Annotated in this window: 15 protein-coding genes and 1 pseudogene; 3 read left to right on the top strand and 13 right to left on the bottom strand. The window is 42.0% G+C overall.

The genetic code is table 11. The features are described from left to right. From J0A69_RS12540 to J0A69_RS12510, 7 genes and pseudogenes are all read right to left on the bottom strand, one after another. Positions 1 to 317: pseudogene (locus tag J0A69_RS12540) on the bottom strand (hypothetical protein); the annotation flags it as partial. Positions 318 to 2,120: 1,803 nt separating this feature from the next. Further along, positions 2,121 to 2,315: a hypothetical protein gene (locus tag J0A69_RS12535; protein WP_206586895.1), complete on the bottom strand. Its 195-nt coding sequence runs from the start codon at positions 2,313 to 2,315 to the stop codon at positions 2,121 to 2,123. Continuing rightward, a complete protein-coding gene (locus tag J0A69_RS12530; protein WP_206586894.1) occupies positions 2,291 to 2,719 on the bottom strand; it encodes a DUF5675 family protein in 429 nt (142 codons plus the stop codon). Before J0A69_RS12530 ends, J0A69_RS12535 begins: the two co-directional genes overlap by 25 nt. Further along, positions 2,719 to 3,468 (bottom strand): hypothetical protein, encoded by a 750-nt coding sequence (locus J0A69_RS12525; RefSeq protein ID WP_206586893.1) that lies wholly within the window; start codon positions 3,466 to 3,468, stop codon positions 2,719 to 2,721. The genes J0A69_RS12530 and J0A69_RS12525 overlap by 1 nt, the downstream gene beginning before the upstream one ends. A gap of 1,129 nt (positions 3,469 to 4,597) precedes the next feature. Continuing rightward, complete coding sequence (locus tag J0A69_RS12520) at positions 4,598 to 5,245, bottom strand: DUF6266 family protein (protein WP_206586892.1); 648 nt, start codon at positions 5,243 to 5,245, stop codon at positions 4,598 to 4,600. Between the two features lie 440 nt (positions 5,246 to 5,685). After that, complete coding sequence (locus tag J0A69_RS12515; RefSeq protein ID WP_206586891.1) at positions 5,686 to 6,582, bottom strand: terpene synthase family protein; 897 nt, start codon at positions 6,580 to 6,582, stop codon at positions 5,686 to 5,688. A 72-nt stretch (positions 6,583 to 6,654) separates the two neighbouring features. Next, positions 6,655 to 7,242, bottom strand: coding sequence for a Crp/Fnr family transcriptional regulator (locus J0A69_RS12510; RefSeq protein ID WP_206586890.1), 588 nt, complete (start codon positions 7,240 to 7,242; stop codon positions 6,655 to 6,657). A 444-nt stretch (positions 7,243 to 7,686) separates the two neighbouring features. Here J0A69_RS12510 and J0A69_RS12505 point away from each other — a divergent pair, with 444 nt between their 5' ends. Then, positions 7,687 to 8,163 (top strand): MauE/DoxX family redox-associated membrane protein, encoded by a 477-nt coding sequence (locus tag J0A69_RS12505; protein WP_206586889.1) that lies wholly within the window; start codon positions 7,687 to 7,689, stop codon positions 8,161 to 8,163. Between the two features lie 1,221 nt (positions 8,164 to 9,384). Next, positions 9,385 to 9,678, top strand: a complete 294-nt coding sequence (locus J0A69_RS12500; RefSeq protein WP_206586888.1) for a hypothetical protein — start codon at positions 9,385 to 9,387, stop codon at positions 9,676 to 9,678. 58 nt (positions 9,679 to 9,736) lie between these two features. On the opposite strand, the gene J0A69_RS12495 is transcribed toward J0A69_RS12500, so the two are convergent. The 4 genes from J0A69_RS12495 to J0A69_RS12480 form a co-directional block, all read right to left on the bottom strand. Then, entirely contained in the window at positions 9,737 to 11,071 is a 1,335-nt protein-coding gene (locus J0A69_RS12495; RefSeq protein ID WP_206586887.1) for a RagB/SusD family nutrient uptake outer membrane protein, read from the bottom strand. A 17-nt stretch (positions 11,072 to 11,088) separates the two neighbouring features. Continuing rightward, the gene (locus J0A69_RS12490; RefSeq protein ID WP_206586886.1) at positions 11,089 to 14,259 is read right to left on the bottom strand and encodes a SusC/RagA family TonB-linked outer membrane protein; all 3,171 of its coding nucleotides are present in this window, start codon (positions 14,257 to 14,259) and stop codon (positions 11,089 to 11,091) included. Beyond that, positions 14,256 to 16,355, bottom strand: a complete 2,100-nt coding sequence (locus J0A69_RS12485) for a TlpA family protein disulfide reductase (RefSeq protein WP_206586885.1) — start codon at positions 16,353 to 16,355, stop codon at positions 14,256 to 14,258. The genes J0A69_RS12490 and J0A69_RS12485 overlap by 4 nt, the downstream gene beginning before the upstream one ends. Positions 16,356 to 16,744: 389 nt before the next feature. Beyond that, positions 16,745 to 16,999 (bottom strand): hypothetical protein, encoded by a 255-nt coding sequence (locus J0A69_RS12480; RefSeq protein ID WP_206586884.1) that lies wholly within the window; start codon positions 16,997 to 16,999, stop codon positions 16,745 to 16,747. Positions 17,000 to 17,260: 261 nt separating this feature from the next. Here J0A69_RS12480 and J0A69_RS12475 point away from each other — a divergent pair, with 261 nt between their 5' ends. Then, positions 17,261 to 17,506: an XRE family transcriptional regulator gene (locus tag J0A69_RS12475; protein WP_206586883.1), complete on the top strand. Its 246-nt coding sequence runs from the start codon at positions 17,261 to 17,263 to the stop codon at positions 17,504 to 17,506. Between the two features lie 108 nt (positions 17,507 to 17,614). On the opposite strand, the gene J0A69_RS12470 is transcribed toward J0A69_RS12475, so the two are convergent. Then, a complete protein-coding gene (locus tag J0A69_RS12470) occupies positions 17,615 to 20,602 on the bottom strand; it encodes a type I restriction endonuclease subunit R (protein ID WP_206586882.1) in 2,988 nt (995 codons plus the stop codon). Beyond that, positions 20,599 to 21,585, bottom strand: coding sequence for a hypothetical protein (locus J0A69_RS12465; protein ID WP_206586881.1), 987 nt, complete (start codon positions 21,583 to 21,585; stop codon positions 20,599 to 20,601). Before J0A69_RS12465 ends, J0A69_RS12470 begins: the two co-directional genes overlap by 4 nt. Positions 21,586 to 21,721: the final 136 nt, after the last annotated feature.

The raw sequence follows: 21,721 nt of genomic DNA, 5'->3' as shown, positions 1-21,721 counted from the left end.
ACTCTTCTGTCCCCCCTCACGTTGACCAGGTCTGATTTAAGAACCTGCATCATGGATTGGGTAATTCGAAGATTCAGTCGCTTGTCTCCGATCTGGGAGATCACCGGTCTCAAGGCATCTCTCAGCAATTTGGAGGCATTGGCATTGTCGGTGAATTCTCGGATGTTTTCCCGGGTTCTTGCAAAGCGGGGATCATTCATAATCCTGGATTTCTCCACCCCTCCTTTTTCACGGGCCAAATAACCATCCTTGGTTTTGTAGAAAGACAATCTTCCTACAGGTCCTTTCAGTGTAATTATTCCTGTTTGTTTTGCCATATGTATATGGGTTTTAGGTTAAACATGCAGGAAAAATCAATCTTATTGAACTGGCTATCAATTGAATGTGCGTTTTGTTCGCAAGCTTCGTTTTAGACAAGTTTGTTCCCTATTTAGATGGTAAAAATGTGGAATCAGAAAAATTTTGAAAGCAAAAGTCAAAGAGATAAAAGGACGAAAAACTGTGATCAGTAGAAGCAGGCAGTCTCGGTAGAAAGTTGTGGTGGCAGTTAATTGTGAATTCAGAAGGATAAAGCCTGCCTACCGGAGGTAGGTTAGAAAGCTGAAAAGACGGAAGACAGGGATCAGTCGCAGTAATCAGCAAAATAAGAAAGCTAAAGAATGAAAGCTAAAAACAAAGCGTCTAATCAATTTAGAAATCAAATGATCCAAGGTACGCTAGGGGAACTGACCCCGGAGGGGTCAAATATCAATAGCCCCGCCACGGCGGGCAGGCCAGGGTTTCGCCACGATAGCTATCGGGCCCTAGGTTTGAAGTAATAGTATTTCACAAGCGCTAGCTCGGAATTGTCAATAGGGGACGGATCGATTTGCCAGCAAGATGGAAACCAGGTGATTTATGATTTGGGATATATGATTTGGAATAATGATAGTTATATATGACCAAAATACGAAACCTTGGACAGGAAGCATTCTTGATACTTTTGAAGACCAAAAGTATCCAAAAGTCTTTGCCAGGGTCTATGTTTCAAATCAGGCTCTATTTGGGGTAATTTTAGCAATTCCTCACCGATTTGATTTTTGGAACTTGTCTGAACCTAAAAATCGCCGGATTTCGCTCGAAACTCGCGAGCTAGCCGATTTTCTTAACGGCTCCCTCCCTACTTCCTGGCCCAAGGCAAAATCCTTTCTCAGAAAGGATTTTCAACGCCTTGCCCTGTTCCAAAAACCTCATATCCCCTATGGCGATTGGTCCAATTGACTCTTGGGGAACTGACCCCAGAGGGGTCAAATATTAATGGCCCAGGTTTGAAGGAATGGTATTTCTCCAGCGCTGGCTCGAAAATGGCATTTGGAAAGGAAAATGATTTGCCAGCAAGATGAAAACCAGGTGATTTATGATTTGGGATATATGATTTACGATTTGGATTCTTAAAAATATGACTGCTCTTATCTACGCGAGTGAGGACACTCGCTTGGGCAATTTAAAAGTCAAATGGTCCAAGTGACGCTAAGGGACTGACCCTCAAAGGGTCAAATGTTAATAGCCCAGGGTTTCAACCCTGGGTATGAAGGTATGTTATTTCACCAGCGCTGGCTCTGAAATGTCTATAGAAGACGGATCGGTTTGCCAGCAAGATGAAAACGAATCGCATTGTGAGAATGGTCTGTGAAGACACAGACCACGGTTGGTGAGATGAAAAAGAATCGCCAGCAAGATGGAAACAAGATGATTTTGGGATATATGATTTGGAATAGTGATAGTTAAATATGACCAAAATACGCAACCTAGGACAGGAAGCTATTCTTGATACTTTTGAAGACCAAAAGTATCCAAAAGTCTTTGCCCGAAATCAGCTTTGAATTGCCTTCGGACAATTCATTTATTGGCTCAAAGTCCAGCTAAAAACAAGCGGATCTCCGAGACAAGCCCGGAGCTAGCTTGTTTTCTTAGCGCTGTCCTTTGTTATTCATCCACCAGCTGCTTCCAAGGGCATTTGCTCCAATCAATGATTTTAGGAGCTAAACTATAGCGACTGAAGCCTGAAAACTGTCAACTGCGAGCTGTTTACTGAACACTGCCTACTGAATACCGAGACCTACCTCCTGCAGGCAAGATGCTCACCCTCCTTTCATCATATTCTTCAGGAAGGCCTGTTCGATCTCCAGTCTGTAAAAGAGCTCTTTCAACTTCGCCAATTCACCTTTTAACTGCCGGGTATCTTCAATCAGCAGTTTGAGGAAATAGGCAATTACCGAAAGCAATAACATCGTCACTGCTCCCGCCAAGGTTAGGAGTAGCTCTGCTCCAGACATGATTCCAGTTGATAAGGAATTCCTGTAGAAACGATCTGCAAGTCAAGGATTTCTCCCCGCTCCCAAAAAGGAGTGAGTTCATCCAGAAGCTTCAAGAAAGCCAGCTTTGTAAACAGTGGAGTGCCATCTGCACGGTAAGAAGATACCGGACAGAGTTCATTCATTCCTGGCCTAGATTCTCCTGTTCTGGCTTTAATCAACCCTCTCTCACCTACTCTGATAAACCAGCCCTCTTCCTCTGAATGTGCTGCCTCCAGTTCGTAAGTCCCCTCTTCCAGGCAATGAATAGCTTGATCATAGCAGGATTTTGGGGCTTCCCGGATAAAGCACAACTGCTTTTGGCCAAGGTATAGCCTCCCCAGGCTTCCCCGGGGAGTATACCTTCTTTTAAGAAGAAGTCTCATCAGCTGGTTTTGCTCACGGACAGCATCTTGGCGGCATTATGCGCTCCGTTGTTAATCGCATATTCCACACCATTGACCAATTGAACAAACTCCACACTGAGCACAAAGACATAGTGGGTTCCACTCAGCTGAGTCTTGTCCACTGTCAGCGTCTGTGAAAGAGCCGGGTCCAAAATGGAAACCGAGCCTGTACCTGCGCTGAAGACGGATCGGGTTCCCAGATCAAAATCTACTCCTACTCCCGTAGCAGTAATCTTGTAATGGGTGGCACCATTTGGAATCGCGATCATATCCTGGGGAGTAAATGCCGGAAGTGTAAGTTCCCATGCTGCCGGCGTATCATTGATTCCCAACTCAAAGAAGAGAGTGCTTCCCAAAGAGGATCCTGCATTCATTTCCAGATCCTTGAGAAGATTCCAGTCTCCTTCTTTCACTCTTCTGTCCCCTCTCACGTTGACCAGGTCTGATTTAAGCACCTGCATCATGGATTGGGTAATTCGAAGATTCAGTCGCTTGTCTCCGATCTGGGAGATCACCGGTCTCAAGGCATCTCTCAGCAGTTTGGAGGCATTGGCATTGTCGGTGAATTCTCGGATGTTTTCCCGGGTTCTTGCAAAGCGGGGATCATTCATGATCCTGGATTTCTCCACCCCTCCTTTTTCACGGGCCAAATAACCATCCTTGGTCTTGTAGAAAGACAATCTTCCTACAGGTCCTTTCAGTGTAATTATTCCTGTTTGTTTTGCCATATGTATATGGGTTTTAGGTTAAACATGCAGGAAAATTCAATCTTATTGAACTGGCTATCAATTGAATGTGCGTTTTGTTCGCAAGCTTCGTTTTAGACAAGTTTGTTCCCTTTTTTAGAGAGTAAAAATGTGGAATCAGAAAAAGATTGAAAGCAAAAGTCAAAGAGATAAAGGGACGTAAAACAGTAATCAGTAGCAGCAGGCAGTCTCAGCAGACAGTCGCGGTGGCAGTTAGTTGTGAATTCAGAAGGATAAAGCCTGCCTGCCAGAGGTAGGTTAGAAAGCTGAAAAGACGGAAGACAGGCATCAGTCGCAGTAATCAGTAAAATTAGAAAGGTAAAGCATTAAAGCTAAAAACAAAGCGTCTAATCGATTTAGAAATCAAATGATCCAAGGTGCGCTTTGGAAACTGACCCCAAAGGGGTCAAATATTAATAGCCCAGGGTTTTAACCCTGGGTTTCAAACAATAGTATTTCACCAGCGCTGGCTCGAAAATGGCATTTGGAAAGGAAAATGATTTGCCAGCAAGATGGAAACCAGATGATTTATGATTTGGGATTTAAGGGATTGAAAAAGGAATTGGATCGTACCTACGGCACTTTGATTTCGTGATTGGCTCCAAGGTTACCGAGCTGTCGTGCCTCTGGCACTCAAGGGGATTTTAGATTTAGGATTTATGATTTGGATTCTGGACAAAATGAATCCTCAAAGATACGCGAGTGAGGACACTCGCTTGGGCAACGATTTAGAAATCAAATGATCCAAGGTACGCTTGGGGAACTGACCCTAAAGGGGTCTAATATTAATAGCCCCGAGTCAGGAGGTACGACGTAACCCGGGAATTGAAAGATTATCATTTGTTCCAGCGCTGGCTCGAAAATGGCAATTGGAATTGAAAGGAATTGCCAGCAAGATGAAAACCAGGTGATTTATGATTTAGGACATATGATTTATGATTTGGATTCTGGACAAAATGAATCCTCTAAGATACGCGAGTGAGGACACTCGCTTGGGCATATGAATTGAACTCATGCATAAAAATTATGAATTGAATTAAATCAGGGAATATAGAGTACAATGCTATAAATTCCTGGCATTGCATGCCTATAATGGATGATTTTAATCCTGCTAAATCCTTCCCAGGCAAATAGAATCCGAAAACTCTGTTTTCCCTTTGCGATCTGAATAGAAGGAAAAATAAACATAGACAACAGAATTCTCATTTCGTGAACCCCAAGGAAATTCCCATTCCTGGAATCCCTCTTTTCTATAAGCAGCTCCCTGTATACTAAAGACCCTCTGTTCTTTCGTGTCATATAAAACAAGAAAGGTTTTGTCTGCATCCCGAGCTGAACCATCCCAACTGTTTACTGTCCATTCTATTCTGAATTGGCCAGGCGAGATCTCTGTAAGTAATCCCCCACTAACTCCGGTTAAGTCCCCTGAAGAAATCAGGACTTTTCCTGGCTGCAAAACCGGAACTCCATCGGTAGGATAAATGGCATTTTTTAGCAGCAGGCTTTTAGCCCGATCTATTCCTCTTTTTGTCCCTATTTTATATGCTCCGAAGCCAACAGCTATTTCCTTTTTCAAAGGAGAGAGAAATTCCTGAGCCAAGGCAAAAGCCTGTTGATGATAAGATTGTAAGGAGGAAGAAGTACCTGATCTTGCTCCCTGTTTTGATCTGACTATTGTCTCACCATTAACTTGATAAAAAACCAAATTCCCCACCTTCCCAGAAATCCCTCCGAGTAATCCATCTGTTACTTTTCCCATAGTTTAAATAGATTAAATGTTCATTAATATTATTTCAATCAAAATTGAAATTCAGCCAGCCCTTTAGTTTTTATTCATTCCCTGCTATTCCCCTACAGTCCATTTTCGATAAAATATCGAGCAAGCATCGAAGGAGCATCGAAGAAACTTCGATTATGATCTTGATATGTTTTCTGTGATTTGATGTAATTGTCAATCAATACCTAATGGTTCCATTACTCTTTACTACTAGATTATGTAGTTGCGGATCATCTCTTCGGGGATTCCTGAAAAGAGTGAAAAGTCTGAAATCGTCACAAACTGATGAGGTTCTTTGTTGACGTAGACGCGAACTTTGTGCAGAAGTATCTGCGCATAGCGTTCGCTTCTTCCCGTTAGGTAAACCACATCCTTTGGATAAATAACAACACGTTTTTTGAACATGATACTCCTCCCTCCAATTAATGCCCACCGTACTTTCCATTGATATAATTCTGGTACCTCGAGGTCTCGGCAGTCCAGGTCTCACAGCCCCCTGCTAATAATAGAAGCCTGCGAATCCAAGCTTCACAATTTCCAAAATTGATGCAGATTTTCTCTGTCAGAAGTAAAATCCTTTTGCGAAGCTGCTTAAGCTCCTGCTGTACCCATGGCAATGCTGTATCACCCATTGAGTCCATCAGGATAATTATTTCATTATGAGGGTCTCCTATTTCTTTTTCCTTTTTAAAGGAAGCCAGGTCATTGGCCAAATAGATATACCTGGCCATGGAGAATTCCAATAATTCTGAAACACAAGCTCTCACGTCTTTCCCTCTACGGATTAGAAGCAAGGCCAAATAGACTCCAGATGTTTTGGGCCGATGTATTCTGTACTCTTCCAGTAAGGGCCGCTTTTTTTCTATTTTAAGCAGGACTTCCCATTGCAAGGCTTCCAGATATTCAAGCCAAGCGAGACTCCATTGATCCCTTGTAAGAGGAAGGCTGTTTTCCTCTTTTAATGCTTTCTGTAATAGTATAAGCTCGGTTCCCAAATTGCTTAACCTCTGGTTGGGATGCTGCGAAATACCGACTTTAATCCCCTCCAGAAATTCAATCATTTGCCTTTCAATGGCTATATCCAAAAGATCGTCCAGTAAAAACAGTCCAAGAAAAAATTTCATTATCAAGGTCAGTCTTTCCTTTTTCTCCTCAGGAAAAAGATACCCTGCAAACCAGTTAATCTTCTGGATTCTACAGCGCTCCAACTCTGCCGGGCTTTCAAATAATCCCGAATTCCATGCCCATTTGAGAACTTCATGGTCAATTGCTTTGCAATGCAGGTTCATCGCAACAGGAAATTCATAAATCGCTTTCATATGTTTATAATTGTTTTTTAGCGGTCATATGGTATCTCGCAGGGTTTATAATCACCCCAGTGTGTGACGTTCCTAGTCATGCTCGATTTCATGGTCGTTCATTATGGAGTATTTCAGGCGCTCAACGGTGCTGATGCTACAATTAAAAAAATCGGCTAAATCCTGATTTTTGAGATATTGGCCAATACCCGGAAATTTCTTTAGCAGAAGGGGAAAGCCATCCTTGAATTTTTTGGCTTTGATTGCCTCCTGCTCTAGGTGACGCTTATTGATCCGGTGGGTGACCTCCAAAGCCAAAGCATAAAATTCAGGCTTATTGGAAAGCAATTCAATTTCTGACTCTAATGTAAAACCCAGATAAACCGTATCAGATAAAGCTCTTATAATTGAATTTGAGGGTGTATTGCTCCTAAATGATTGTTCATCAAAGGCAGTGTCTGACTTGCCAAAAATCCTGAATAACTGAAAACCTGATTTTCCCTCCCTAAAAAGGCCCAAGTAGCCTTCACATATATAGCGGCTTTTGATATCCACCATATCAACCTTTTTGAGTATCTCACCTCGGGACACCTTCCTTAGGATTAGTTTCTGAAAAACCGTCTCATAGGACTCTGCAGAAAATCTCCTGATACTGTTGTAATCGGCAATAAGCTGATTCATGTAATCTCGCTTTTCCATTTTTGTAATTATAAAAGTGTACTAATTCAAAACAATCGGGTGAAAAGCATCAAGAACGAATCGAATAAAAAATCAACTAATTCTTACATGTTAATTTATTGTTAACACATATTTGATCCAAATAAAAAGTTAGTATTTCCATTTTTTTAGTCAAAAAACCTTCATTTGAGGGTTTTTAGCAGCCTAAAACCATTCTCCTTTATTTGAGGTGGCATCTTGATAATCAGGTTTTTAAATTTCTTTCAGTAAAAAATGGAAGCCCATAATTGTAAGAGATTAGCCTGAACCTGTCTCCCATTCAGAAAAATAGACCAGACTAATCTCCCGCTCCTGCTCATTTTGGGTTTTACTCGGAGCCTCTCTTAGCCTACTCACCTCCGGGCAAAAAAACTGATTTGGGCGGGAGCTTAATAACAAAAAAAGTAAATGACTGAAACTGCTATGAATGCCAAATCATCTCAATTAAAAATTTATTTATCCGAGGGAGCTGCTTGGCTTCTTGGCGTTCTCTTTACCTATACAGCAGTAAGTAAGGTGTATGATTGGAGAGAAACTAGATTTTCCCTTTACAATCAATGGTTACCTGAATGGTTGACAGAGGCTTTACTTTATGGATTGCCTTTAGTTGAGGTATTTGTTGCTTTATCGCTATTGATCCCATCATTCCGAAAATTTGGATTTCTGGCCAGCATCTTTCTCATGTTGGCTTTTACCGGATATGTTGCCTGGGTCTGGTTCGGGTTAACTGGACGGATGCCCTGCTCTTGCGGTGGGGTACTCAATAGTTTGGGCTGGGGAGAGCATCTGATTTTTAACCTGGTGTTTTTGGGGATATCGATTATTGGTTATTGGAATCATGGGAAAGTCAGAAAGAAAGTCAGAAGTCTAAAGGAAGAAGTCTAAAGGAAGAAGTCTAAAGTTAGAAAGCTGAAAAAACACTTGACGGTAGTGGGTTGGCAGTCGCAGCGAGCAGGAAAGTCCGATGGATAAAGTATGAAAGCTGAAATTCAGTGGGCAGTCGCAGTTGGAAAGTGTATTCAGAAGTCTGAAGGATTAAATAAGAATGTGGAATGTAGAATTGAAAATGAGGAATGAAAGTCAGAAAGCTGAAGATACGAATGAGGAATGGAGAATTAAAAATGAAGAATGAGGAGTGAAAGTCAGATGGATAAAATGAGAAAGATGAAATTCAGTGGGCACTCGCAGGAGACAGTAGGCAGTCGCAGAAATCAGTAAAATTAGAAAGGTGAAGTATGAAAGTTCAAATCAAATCGTCTAATCAATATATAAATCAAAAGATCCAAGTTATGCTTGGGAGACTGACCCCAGAGGGGTCAAATATTAATAGCCCAGGGTTTCGCCACGATAGACATCGGGCCCTGGGTATTAGGATCATCATTTTAATTAGCGCTGGCTCGGGATCGTCATTCGAAGACGAAATTGCGACGCCAGCAAGAAAGACACAAAAACGGATTGGAAATCCTATGATAAAGGTTCTGGATTACAAATCCAGAACAGCGGGAGGTGTTGGAGAAAACGCTAATTCAGGTATAATAAATTAAAAGGGCGGCCCTGTGAAACCGCCCAACAGCCCCGAAAGGTAAGGAACAGGGCTGTGAAAAATAATAAAATGGCTATTCCTTTTTAGGAATTAATGATTACAAGGTAAAACCTTCGGAGCTTTTGGAAACCCCAAAGGTTTTGGAACGCGGCGTAAAGTAAATCTGGTATTAAGCAACTTTATCTTAAGTTAACTAATTCTATTGAATATTATCCACTTAGGTAAAAATAAATATGGGTCAAGGAGGAAGACTCCCTATGCTAGAAAAATGATTCAAATGGCAAATAGGCTTTTTTCCTAGCTGAAGGTTTCCTTAAAAAGATAGACCCCATCCATTCTAGCCATTCATGTAAATAGAGAATAGAAATACCTTAAAACCAAAAGACTAGAAATGAAATAGAAATTGAGAACGGTCCGTGAAGCCACCAGGTGGTTGCCGGACAACAGCAGGGGGATAAAAAAATCCGATCGCTCCCTCTCGGAAGGTTAAGCTACCCGATTCGTGGTTAGGCAGTTTATCCAAAGCGACCGGAGATTAATTATTAATTAAACCATTACAAATTATGAAAATTAACGTTTTAAACCTCCTACGCGGAGGTGTATTTTCGATGGCTTTGGTAGCAGCATTTGCCTTTACCAGCCCAAGTGGTGTTGTCCAATACGGACAGGATCCCAATACCGGGATTTGGTACGATCTTACAGATCAGAATCCTGCACCGGATACCTATTCCTGTGAAACTCAACCCTCAAGTAATTGCAGGGTGGATTCGCCGGATGAATTCGGTATGCCTATCAATCCTTCTGACAATGGCAAAGAACTCAATGTAATTGATGCCAGCAAATTGACAGAAGTGTAAACAGGTTCTTTTGTCATTAGGCAAAAGATTTAGGAGAGGCTATTCACCTCTCCTATTTTTATTTACCCTCCAGCACCTGCTCTCTTATTGGTATTTTCAATGCATAGGGTTCCAAACTCAAATCCAGATTCCCACTAAAACTACCCACTTCCCTTTTTAATGTTTTGTGAAGCGATGGCTCATTACTAAGACGTTTCAAATCCATCCATCGGGTACTTCGAAACAACAAGCTTTTCCGCCGTTCCATCAAAATAATCTCCATCGCTTCTTGCTGGGTGGATGCCTCATAAGGTACATAGTAGCCAGCTACCCAACGGGTTTCCAGCAACTTATTCAGATAGTCCATACCTGCCTGCAAGTCCCCTGCCCTTACCGAACATTCTGCTGCAGTCAACATGAGTTCGTCCACAGCAATGCCCGAAAACAACTCAAAGTTGCCATTGTAGCTTCCGGTAAAATTTGGTGAACCATCCCTGTTGACCGTAAAATACAATACCTTTCTCAAATCCATGGAATCATAACTTTCATAGATCTCTGAATTCACCAGTAGATTAGAAGAGAAAGAGAAGGAATAGGATGTTTGGATCCCATTAAAAATGATCTCCTCATTTAGAAAAGGAATGGGATAGGTATTCACAGTGTCAATACCATTGTAATCCATCAACTCTGAATTGATAGCCAAAGCGGCTATAGAATTTTCCAAGGCCTTATCATACTCTCCCATCGCCATGTTTACCCTGCTCAATAAAGCATAAGCCGCCACTCTGGAAGGTCTGGTCACATACTTAGCTGTTTCAGGCAAAAGAGAAATTGCTTGATCCAGATCAGCTACAATTGCTTCATACAGTTCTGAGACGGTAGCCAAAGGAACTTCCACATCCAATTGGGATTTTGATCTTAAGGGTATTATTTCTTCTTCGGAATCTTTCGCTATTCTATAGTCAGGCATAAAGAGCTGGGCCAAGGTAAAGTAGCCATAAGCCCTGTAAAACAAGGCCTGCCCCATCAGGTCATTTTTTTGGGATTGGGTATCGTTAAAATCTGCCACTTGCTCCATCACATAGTGCGATACGAATATTTTCTGGTAAATATTCAAATACTCTGCTGTGACACCCTCAGGGCTATCTATTTCCCCTTTCCAGAATACGGCATTGCGCTGCCAATCATCTAACTGTGCAACTCCAGGTTCCTCCAATTCAAAATCATCAGATTGCAGGAAAAGTGTAAATGCATCGGTATTCATCAACCCGTCAGCATCAAGAAGTGCCTGCATATCTTCCGGAGTAGTAGGAACTACCAGACTTTTGCTTGGCTTTTCATCCAGAAAACCATCACAGCTATTCAATAGAAGCATCGTAACCAATAGGGTCACTTGTAGGATATAAGTTCTCATTTGATTGTTGTTTTCAGTTAAAAATTCCAGTTAATCCCCACTGCGAAAGAGCGCTGGGGCCTTGAAGTCCTAAAGTCTGGATCCAGTTCATCTTTGGTTGCCTTCCAGATGATCCCCAGATTGTTGGCATAGGTATAGACCGATAGATTCCTGATAAGTGAGTTTGAAAGCCTTCCCTCCCTGAATGAATAAGCCAATCGCATATCCTGCAGCCGGATATGATCTCCTTTGGATATAAGTGCTTCAGATCCCAGGTAAAAACTATCCCGGAAGGTATTGGCCACTTCCGGCATAGAGGGCACCTGTGTAAGCAGCTCATCACCTGTGGTCTGCCAACGCTTCTCATAATCCCCATGCTCAAAACTTCCTGAATAAACATTCCTATAACTAACAGAAGCTCTGCGGTAATAGTAACCCAGCCTGAAACTGATATTGGCGGATAGCTCCAGCCCTTTCCAGCTGAAGGTATTCCGGATGGAGCCGAAATGAACCGGTCTCCCCGGACCTGCATAGACCAGGTTGTCCAGACTGGCTGCATTCAGAATCCCCCGGTAATCTTCTGTTGGAACCCCATCCAGGTAGCCCAAGGGATTGCCGTTTTCAGGATTCAGTCCAGCCCAATCATAGCCATACACTCCAAAGAGCGGTCTACCTTCATAGGGATTGATAGCCCCGGTATTCAGGAAATTGGATGGAGGAAAAGTATAATCGTACCGAGTGACCTTTTCATTTACATAGCTCCAGAAAAAATCTGTTTTCCACTGGAATTGCCTGTCGATATTTAAGGTACTTAGGTTAAAATCATAGCCAAACGTAGCCGTATTGGCAAAATTCCCACGGAAAGTAAAGAAACCCGATGAGGCAGGAACTTCTATGTCCCCGATCAGATCTTCACCGTTTTTCTGATAAAATTCCAGGGTACCCGAGATCCTGGAATTTTTGGAAGAGAAATCCAAGCCCAGATTGGCGATTCTGATCTTCTCCCAGCCCAGATTGGGATTTGGTGGACTGGTAATCGCCGCGATGGGAAGATTGGGGATCGTGGAAGAAGAGGATATATAATACCTGGCCGTGGTGTAAGCAGTGCTGCGCTTGTCCACATTTCCATTGTATCCGTAGGTCATTCGGAGTCTCAGGTATGGCAGGGCCTTCATTTTGTACCACTTTTCTTCCGACAGGGTGTACCCCGCTCCTACTGACCAGAGTGGCACTCCCCGCTGATTGGCATTGACCCCAAAGAGATTGGACTGGTCTTTCCGGGCACTAGCCGAAAAATTAAACCGGGTATCAATCTGATAAGAGGCATTGGCAAAATAGGATACAAAGCGGTCAGTGCTCCCTGTATGTGATTGATTGGCAGGAAGGGAGCCCAGACTATTGTTATATAACTTCCTATATCTTGTATTAGGATCTACCGCCACACTCAATCCCAGTTCATCATCATAACCAAAATAGCGGATCTCATCCTGATAGGAAGTTAGATTTTTGAATTCAAATCCACCTATAGCATTGATTCTGTTGCCGTTTGTGAATAACTTTTCATAGCTCAGCATGCCACGGAAGGAATGGCTTTCTCCCCTGCCAGTTTCATGGTCCAGAATTCCTCCCAATGGCATATGCCGGGTAAGTATACCATCTACATCATACTCCGAAAACTGGTTGATCAGATCACGGACATAATAGGCCTCCTGCGGGATATGGTTTCTGGTTTCGGTCATGTTGCTCCAGTACTGATACCGAACCTCTGCCTTCAAATCCGGTATGATCCTGTACCCAAGATTTGCATTCAATCTGAGATCAGCGCTTAGACTTTTATTGTCCAGGAGTCCGATCTCCTCCAAAGGCACATAGCGCCAGTTCAGAAGATCCGGATGCTCGGCTTCTATCCTGTCCAGATAGCGGTCTGAATAGGCTTCACTGATCGCAATCGGATTGCCCTCCTCATCGGTAAGTCTATCATAGGCAACTCCTCTCGCCAGATTGGTCCTGTTGATATCCTTTCCCTGTACCCAATAAATGCCTGCTCCTATATCCAACTTGTCATCCAGTAGCTTCCAGGCATTGTTCTGGGATAAAGTCAATCGGCTATTTTCATTTCCCACTATCTGGCTGCTGTTCCTGTCATATCCCAAGGAAAGGTTATACTGATGGACTGTCCCCGCCCCTGATAGATTCAATGCATACTGCTGATTCACTGCCGGCCTATAATAGTACTGATCCAGTTCATTTCTGAAGTCACGGCTCTTAAACCCTTCCAGCAGTGCATCTGCCTCGGCTTGGGAGATCTCCCCATTCCTGGCTTTGAGCAAGACTTCCACTACTGGCGGAACGCTGCTTTGATTTCGCGAATTGATACTGGAATTATACAATCCCCTATCAAACAGCTCCCTTTGCAGCTCTACCAGAGAGGGAATAGACATTTTGGGATTGTAAAAAAGATCCGGTTTTTCTATTACCGTAGTATTGGCATTGAAGGAAACCCTAAAATCCTGACCAGCTTTTGCCCGCTTGGTCGTAATAACAATCACCCCATTTCCTGCCCTGGCTCCCCAGATGGATGCTGCAGCAGCATCTTTTAGTACCGTTACACTTTCCACATCATTGGGATTGATATTTTCAATCGGGCCGTCATATGGAAAATTGTCCACCACGATCAGGGGTTCGGCATTGGCTTGTATGGTAGATCTGCCACGGATACTGATGCTCTCGGTTCCTTCCCTATTGAAGATCAGACCGGGAGTCACATCCTCCAGCCGATCCAGGATGCCCGTACTCACCCTTCTATTGACCAACTCATTATCAATTCCTACAAAGGAACCATTGGCACGCTCCCTGGGGATCTCCTGATATCCTGTGGCCAGCACTTCCACCTGATCCAGCCCAAAATCCGTAGGGCTTAATTCTACATTTAACACTGTTTGTCCCGGACTAAGCTCCAGTTCCTGTGTGGCATAACCCAAATAAGAAAAAAGCAAGACATCCCTGTCCTCCATAAGCCGGATGCTGTAGCTTCCGTCTTCCCCGCTGACTGTTCCGATACTTGTTCCTTTGACCATTATAGCCACGCCGGGCAAACTGATTTTGTCCTGCATATCAGTTACTTTTCCTGTGACTGTTCTTTGTGTCTGGCCCTTCAGTGGGATCCAGGCCAGCAGGAAATAAATTATTAGTATAAAGGTATTTTTCATTTTGTCCGGGTTTTGGTTTGGGGATTGGATTCAAGGGATTCTTCGAGGATTTTTATCAGGGAAGCGGCATCTCTGGGCAGATCCTGAAAGGCAAGCAGACGGCCTTCCCTGTCCAAAAGGACTTTTCGGGGATAGCTATGGATGCCCATATCCTGAATCATGGCATGATCCGGTCCTGCATATACCGGGAGGGATAGCTCAGAAGTAAAGTCTCCCGTCTTTAAAGTCTCTTGCCAGGTTTCCCTTCTTGGGTCTGCAGAGACAGAAAGAAAGACTACTCTGGGATCGTTTTTGAAATGCAGCTCAGCAGGATGCAGGACTTTATCAAACTCATTTTGGCTGTACACACAACCCGACAACCAGAAACTGAGCAATACCAATTTGCCTTTGAAGCGGTCCACCTTCACCGAGCTTCCCTCCTCTCCCAGAAATGTATATCCGCTCAGGTCTGCACCTGCGACCAAATGATCCTGCATTTCCCGGATCATATCGAGGATCCATGGAGTCTTCACATTCTCCTCTGCATGGGCAAAGGCCTCTGGACTGATGGCCCTGTGTTCTATGTTACTGGCCAGGTATTTTCCATACAGTCTATCCCGTATCGGTTGTTCTAATTGATCATATTGATGGAATAAGTTGGTGCCTTCCTGTACTGCCATCAGGTAGCGCTCCAGAAGCAGGATTTCGATGAGTTCCGGTGCATCGGAATTCCAACCAAAGCGTTCTTTTGCCTCGAGCAAAAAGTTTCTCTGGCTTTGGATCAATTCCCGTAGCTGCCCGGCTAGGTTTGCATAGGATCTGGCAGAGCGGAAAAAAGGCAACAATTGCCTGCCAATTATCCTGGAGGAAATGATGCCTGTAAACTGCTTGCCAAGCTGGTTTCTTTGGGATTCCAATAAGCTCCAGGCAGGATGCGTGAAGGGATTTTCAAGTGCCAAGCTTTCTAGCAGGTACAGGCTATCTGCTCTATTGCTGATAAAGCGCAGGCTTTTTCTTAAGGATGAAGCCTCCTCCTGTGCTTTTTCATACATTTCCGGGTACCTGCTGATCATTTTTTCCCTACCGGAAGGAGAGCTGACCATCACTGTCTGCTGATCCTGTCTGCTTGCTTCCAGGCTCTGGTAAATGGAATGCTGTGCCTGATATTTGGGGCCGGATGGACCTGCAAACAGAACCTGTCCCCCACGCAGATCAATAAGGATTTTGAGGCTGTCCCCTGCTGAGATCAGGTAGTCTTCGAGAATCGGGAAGCCGTCAATCCTCAGGGAGAAAATGGACAGGGAATCTTCTATGGGAAAAGAAAACTCAAAAACCTGCTTCCCGAAGGATCCTTCGAAAAGGTTCCCCCTTCTTAGTTCCGATTGGCTGCTATGGGGCAAGGGATTTTTCTGGTTTTCATCCAGGTAATGGGAAGTGGCATTCAGGTAAACAGTATCAAGAGGGACTCTAAAAACAATCTCCCCATAGATATACCCATTCCCAATTCGGGCAGAAGGGATCGCTCCCTCCTGCCTTGGGGATAAAGAGGTATCAACTAAACTAAATCCCTTTTTATTATAGTCTTCAGTCGACAGTCGACAGTCGACAGCCGATTCGTTTACGTCACTCCCGAAATAATCGGGACAGGTGCGAGGAGCCCCTAAGGGCAACGCGGCAGTCTGATTTAGAATTTCATTTCCAACAAGTTGGCTTTGTACACTGACTTCAAACCCCAGACCGCCATCTATATCCAGTGCGGTAATAGAAAAGAAAGGTTCGGAGCGGAGAAACCCGCTCCGATGGGGCATAGACCTATGAAGGAGATCTGTCCCGGGTGAGTCTGCAACTTGACTACTTACTTCATTTATACTACTCGATAGTATTGAAAGGATTAAACAGGTTTGAAGGAACCATTTTTGGTATAGAAAATTAGAGATAGGCAAGCCCTTGGCTTGCGAAATAAAGTCGCTTCGCTCTTGAAATATGTCAGCCTGTGGCTGACGAAATACTGCTCCAATGTCGCTGAGATAGGACACAAAAGATCGTGAGATAGATCTGCTTCTATTAGGAAAAGGACATAGCTTTCCCAGGAAGCAATGAAGTATTAATTTTTTCATGCTTTTGATTTTTTGATGCTGGAGCCTTCTAGGTCAGACAGGTGTTGGATGTCCGGTGTCCGAAGAATGGATCGTCATTGCGAGGCGAGGTACGAGCCGTGGCAATCTCGAAATAGGAAATCTAAAAGCCTCAAATCCTCATATGACGTCTCCCAAAAGGACATTACTACGCCACGGCGCACAAGTCTCTCACCTTGCCCCAATCAAGCAACCAGCAATTGTTTAAGAAATAGGTAATTGGATAAGCGGAAATCCCTGCAGTGGATGGCTTATCTATTGGTCGACGGACCATGGTCAACAGTCCACCGAAAAGTCAACCCTGATTCGTAGGGTAGTCCCAAGTTAGTTAGCAACTCAGGAGCAATCAGGGAGAAAAAATGAGGTCAACCTCAAACAGGCTTTTTAGGCTTGAGAGGATACAGGCGATCAACCGCGGTGATGCCGAGTTCCTCAGGTAATTTGTAATAGGCTCCGATAGGTATTGAGCAATGTGACCCAACGTAAAAAAGAGCAGACAGATCCATCTTCCAGAATACTGGTCCCGGTAAGTAAGTTAATCCAGAAAAAATCAAGGTCTGTTCCATGATACTTGGGTTATAACAATGTCCAAGTTGAGACCAAACCAAAAAAAGGCGTGGACTCAAACAAGCTGTCTTAGAGGTACTGGTATACCTGAGGAACAAGCAAGTAAGTAGCCCACGCCAAAGGCGTGAGCATCCTCACCTATTTATCCCGTTCCTCAATTGAAATTACCAGTTTCCTAAGACGAGACTCTCAAGTGCAAATGCATTCAATATGAAAGTTTGCAGATTAAAGATTTCTCTAATCGCAACTAAGTTAATCAAAACTTATAAAAGGACAAATATGTCCTAATAAAAATTTAATTATTTAATGACTATTGTTATGTGGGAAGAAAGCCAAATTACAAAAACCAAGCCTTCATTGATAGAGTAAGCGCAAAAATATTGGAGATAGCCGATGATCAGGATATTACCCAAGAAAGAATTGCTGAGCTTTTTCAGGCTGATGATAATCGTCAAATTGGACGAGTACTAAGAGGTGAGACTAATTTTGGAATCAGTGAATTAGAACGTTTTGCAAAAATTTTAAAAGTTCATCCAAAAGTATTTTTGGATTTCGATTGGGAATAACGTCCTTGTTTTTAATAACATTCATTATTTACATTGGATTAGTCATTATTAAGAGTTTGGGATTATGTACTTGAGAAAGAAAATTATTTAGCAAAAACGAAAACATAATTAAGAATTCATTTGCTTATAAATTTTCTTCATCATTATTTCTTTCACCAAACCTCCGAAATCTTTGTCTTCTAATATCCTTTCGAATATGTCCTGATTATCTTCCATTCTGTCAATGAGTTTGCTGATAAACATTTCTTCAAAGGCGAACTTGAACGTATCCATTTTGTTCACTTTTGCCTGTATTTGCAATGTTTCATCTTCCATCAATTCGGACTCTATTTGATCAAAGAAGAGTTTGTCCGCATCCTCAAATTCAGTCCCAAATCGGTCATTTAGAACTTCTATTATTTCAGAAAGTGCGGCTTCTTCGTCTTTCGGTCTTTTAAGACCTGCTTCTGAAATCCCGCTGAGTTCACCGTTTTCTCCAGTTATTAAGTCAATAGAACCTTCTTTTACTTTTTGAAGTCTATAATACTCAAGAGCCACTTCGTCTGACAATTGGAATGATTCAGTTAAATCACGTTTTGGCAACCTAGTTTGTAACAGCTTGGCATAAGCATAGAATTTTTCAAATTCGACATCTTTGAAAGGCATAATTTGAGCCAAGAATGAATACAAGTTTGTCCATGTTCTAATAGCCTTCTTGAATTCTTCTTTTTTCTCCTCCTCTTGGATTGCTCTGTATCTATCCACAGCAGGATCAATGAATGAATAGAGTTTTGATTGGTCACGTACATTCAAATTAGTAGATGGCTTGAAGTATACGTTGGCAAATGAATTGATTTCAGAATCCCAATAAATTTGAACTTCGTCAAGTTTAGCTTTTAAGTCATACAGGTGATTGAGTTCTGTTTCGTCTTTAACAGTTGTCATTTCAAAGTAGGGCTGAAATGATTCAAAAATCGTGTCCCTGTCATTTACAAAATCTAACACAAACGTATCTTCCTTGCCTGGAGCTGTTCTGTTCAACCTTGAAAGTGTTTGTACCGCTTTTACGCCTGACAGCTTTTTATCTACATACATGGTATGCAAAAGTGGTTGGTCAAAGCCTGTTTGATACTTGTCTGCAACTATGAGGATTTTGTAATCATCGGAATTAAAAACTTGTGGTAGCTCCTTTGTTCCGTAACCCGTAAGTTGTGGCTCAGAAACACCATCAGGTGTGTTGTCGTCAATAACTTTACCAGAGAAGGCGACTAAAACTTTAATCTCTTTATTATATCCCTTCTCAAAAATGTATTCTTGAAATTCTTCAAAGTATCTTTTTGCGTGTAGTCTAGAACCAGTCACAACCATTGCTTTGGCTCTTCCTCCCAATTTCTTAGCGACAACCTGGCAGAAATGCTCAATGATGATTTCTGTTTTTTGAGAGAGGTTATATGGATGAAGCGAAACGAAACGACCGATCGCTCTTGAGGCTTTCTTTTTGTTCAGTTTTGGATCTTCTTCAATCGCTTTATTCAATTTAAAATACAGCTCATAAGAAGTGTAGTTTTCTAACACATTGAGAATAAAACCTTCTTCGATTGCCTGACGCATCGAATATAAGTGGTAAGGTCTTGGGTTCCCTTCAGCATCTTCCCGACCAAATACTTTTAAGGTTTTGTATTTTGGTGTTGCTGTAAATGCGAAAAAAGAGATGTTAGGTTGCTGACCTCTCGAAGCTGCTGATTTTTCAACTTGTTCCCTCACAAAATCATCCGCAGTATAGTCGTCTGTCTCGGCTTCTTCTTGTTCCGCTTCTTCTAACGATTTGGAGGCCAAAACTTCCTTCATCTTTTTACTGGCTTCACCTCCTTGTGAACTGTGTGCCTCATCTATGATGACAGCATATTTTCTTTCGGGTAAGTCGGCAACTTTGTCAATTACAAACGGAAATTTTTGAAGGGTTGTAATGATAATATTTACACCCTGAGTGATAGCGGTAGCTAATTGGGTACTGTCTTCATCTATTTTCTGAACAACTCCTGTTTTATGTTCAAACTGATAAATTGTTTTTTGTAATTGTTGGTCAAGGACTTTTCTATCTGTAACTACAATAACACTATTAAACACCTTTTCATCCACCGCATTATGCAAACTGGACAAACGGTACGCTAACCATGCAATGGAATTGCTTTTCCCAGAACCTGCTGAGTGTTGAATCAAATAATTATGACCAGCACCAACTGTGGCAACATTTGCTGTGATCTCTCTGACTACATCTAACTGATGATATCTTGGAAAAATGAGCTTTTCCTTTTTAAATGTTCTGCCATCAACTTCTATTTCTTCGGTTTGCAAATGCACAAAACGTTGAATGATTTCCAACCAACTATCTTTTTGCAAGATTCGCTCCCAGAGATAGGCGGTTCTGTAGTCTCCTTCATTTGGAGGGTTTCCTTTGCCGTTATTAAATCCTTTATTGAATGGAAGCCAATAGGTGTTACCGCCATCAATTTTAGTTGCCATGAATACCTCATCTTGATCTACCGCAAAATGTACTAAAGCTCTCTTTTTGAAAGCAAAAAGTAATTCTTTGTTATCTCTTGTGGTGTTATACTGGCGTTTAGCATTTTCGATGGATTGACCAGTGAAATGGTTTTTTAACTCTAGAGTAGCAACAGGAATACCATTTAAAGCCAATACCAAGTCAACGGAATTCTTGTTTTTTGAGGTGTAATATACCTGACGAACTACTTTCAAAATGTTTTGGTCATACACAGCAGATGCATCTGGATTTAGCGTAGAAGCAGGTTTAAAAAATGCCATTTGAAAACGTACTCCATAATCTACAAATCCATTTCTGAGTACATCTAAACTACCCCTCAAATCCATTTCCTTGTAGAGGCGTTGTAAAATTTTATTGTTTACTTCTGCTCCGTGTATAGTGGCTAACTTTTCCCATTTTTTTTGCTGTGTAGTTTGTAAAAAAGCCAGTATGTCTTCTTTGAAGAAGCCTAGTTCTGTACTGTATTGTGCCGCTTGCCCTTCTTGATAACTACCATTTGCAACCAATGCTTGGATGATAGCCGACTCAAATGTGTTTTCTGTTGTTATACTCATGCTTCTTCTGAGTTTTCAAGTTCTTCCAAAAGAGCTTTTCCAATAAATTGAGCATAAGCCACTTCTTTAAATATCGTTTTCAAGGTGTGTTTTTCACGCTTGGTTAATCCTGTTTTTATTTTTCCTTCAGGATAGCAGTCTTTTACAAAGCCGAAGTTGATTCCGTAAAGCTCCTCCAATGGATCTTCGATTTTTACAGGTATATCATCACCAATAATTTCACAAGTATCAGGGTCTAAAAATTTTACTGCTGGGTTGTTATCAAAATTCACATCTTTTCCTAAAAACGTCTTTTTTCCTTTGATAGAAGGCCACATCACACCAAAAAACTCGGTAATGCCAGGAGGGTGGATTTTCGCTATTTGAATGGCTCCATCTATGGAGTCATATTCCTTTTTCCGAATCATTTCTAATAATACTCGGAATGGTTCCATGTCAAAAATTTTTGAAAGCACCTTTTTGCTTTTTGACATTTCCTCAATCAATAATTCTTCTGCTTTTTCTGTTTCATCCCCAATGAAATCAAAGAACATATTTTCCTTACCTACTTGATTCGGGAGAAAGGCTTTGAGATCATGATTATAGGAAAGCTTCCAAACCTTAAACTCATTTGATTTCCATGACCAACCACCAAACATGAAGTGAAAATCACCTAAAGCATCTTCAAAAGATTGAGGTGCGAAACCTGATATAGAATTGCAAAGCGTAGAAAATAGATTAGTCAAATACTCCAATACATCAGAAATATCGGTATGAGGATTAGAAAGGTGCTCATCAAACTTGATAGAAGAAATTAGATTGAGAATAAGTGGATAGGTTCTAGTAGTTTCTCCTGCAAAGCAGATTAAACAATCTTTTCTGGGTAACTCGAAAAGTTTAACTCCAGAGTGCCATCGCTCACCACCTGAGAGGCAACTGTCTGTTGCAAATACTAATTCTTCAGTATCCTCAACTTGTCTTATCCATGCTACGCAGAGTGTCATTTATTGATGTTTTATGATGAATGTTTTATCGTTAAGGTTCACTGACAATTCTTTCGTATTCTCATCCCAAATGAAGAGTGAGTATGAACTCCAGACCGGACGGTGATATCCTAATCCCTTAAATGAGTCAGAATAT

This window comes from Algoriphagus pacificus (assembly GCF_017254845.1).
Classification (GTDB): domain Bacteria; phylum Bacteroidota; class Bacteroidia; order Cytophagales; family Cyclobacteriaceae; genus Algoriphagus; species Algoriphagus pacificus.
Note: the sequence above shows the minus strand (reverse complement) of the source record. Positions and strands in the feature narration are given on the sequence as shown.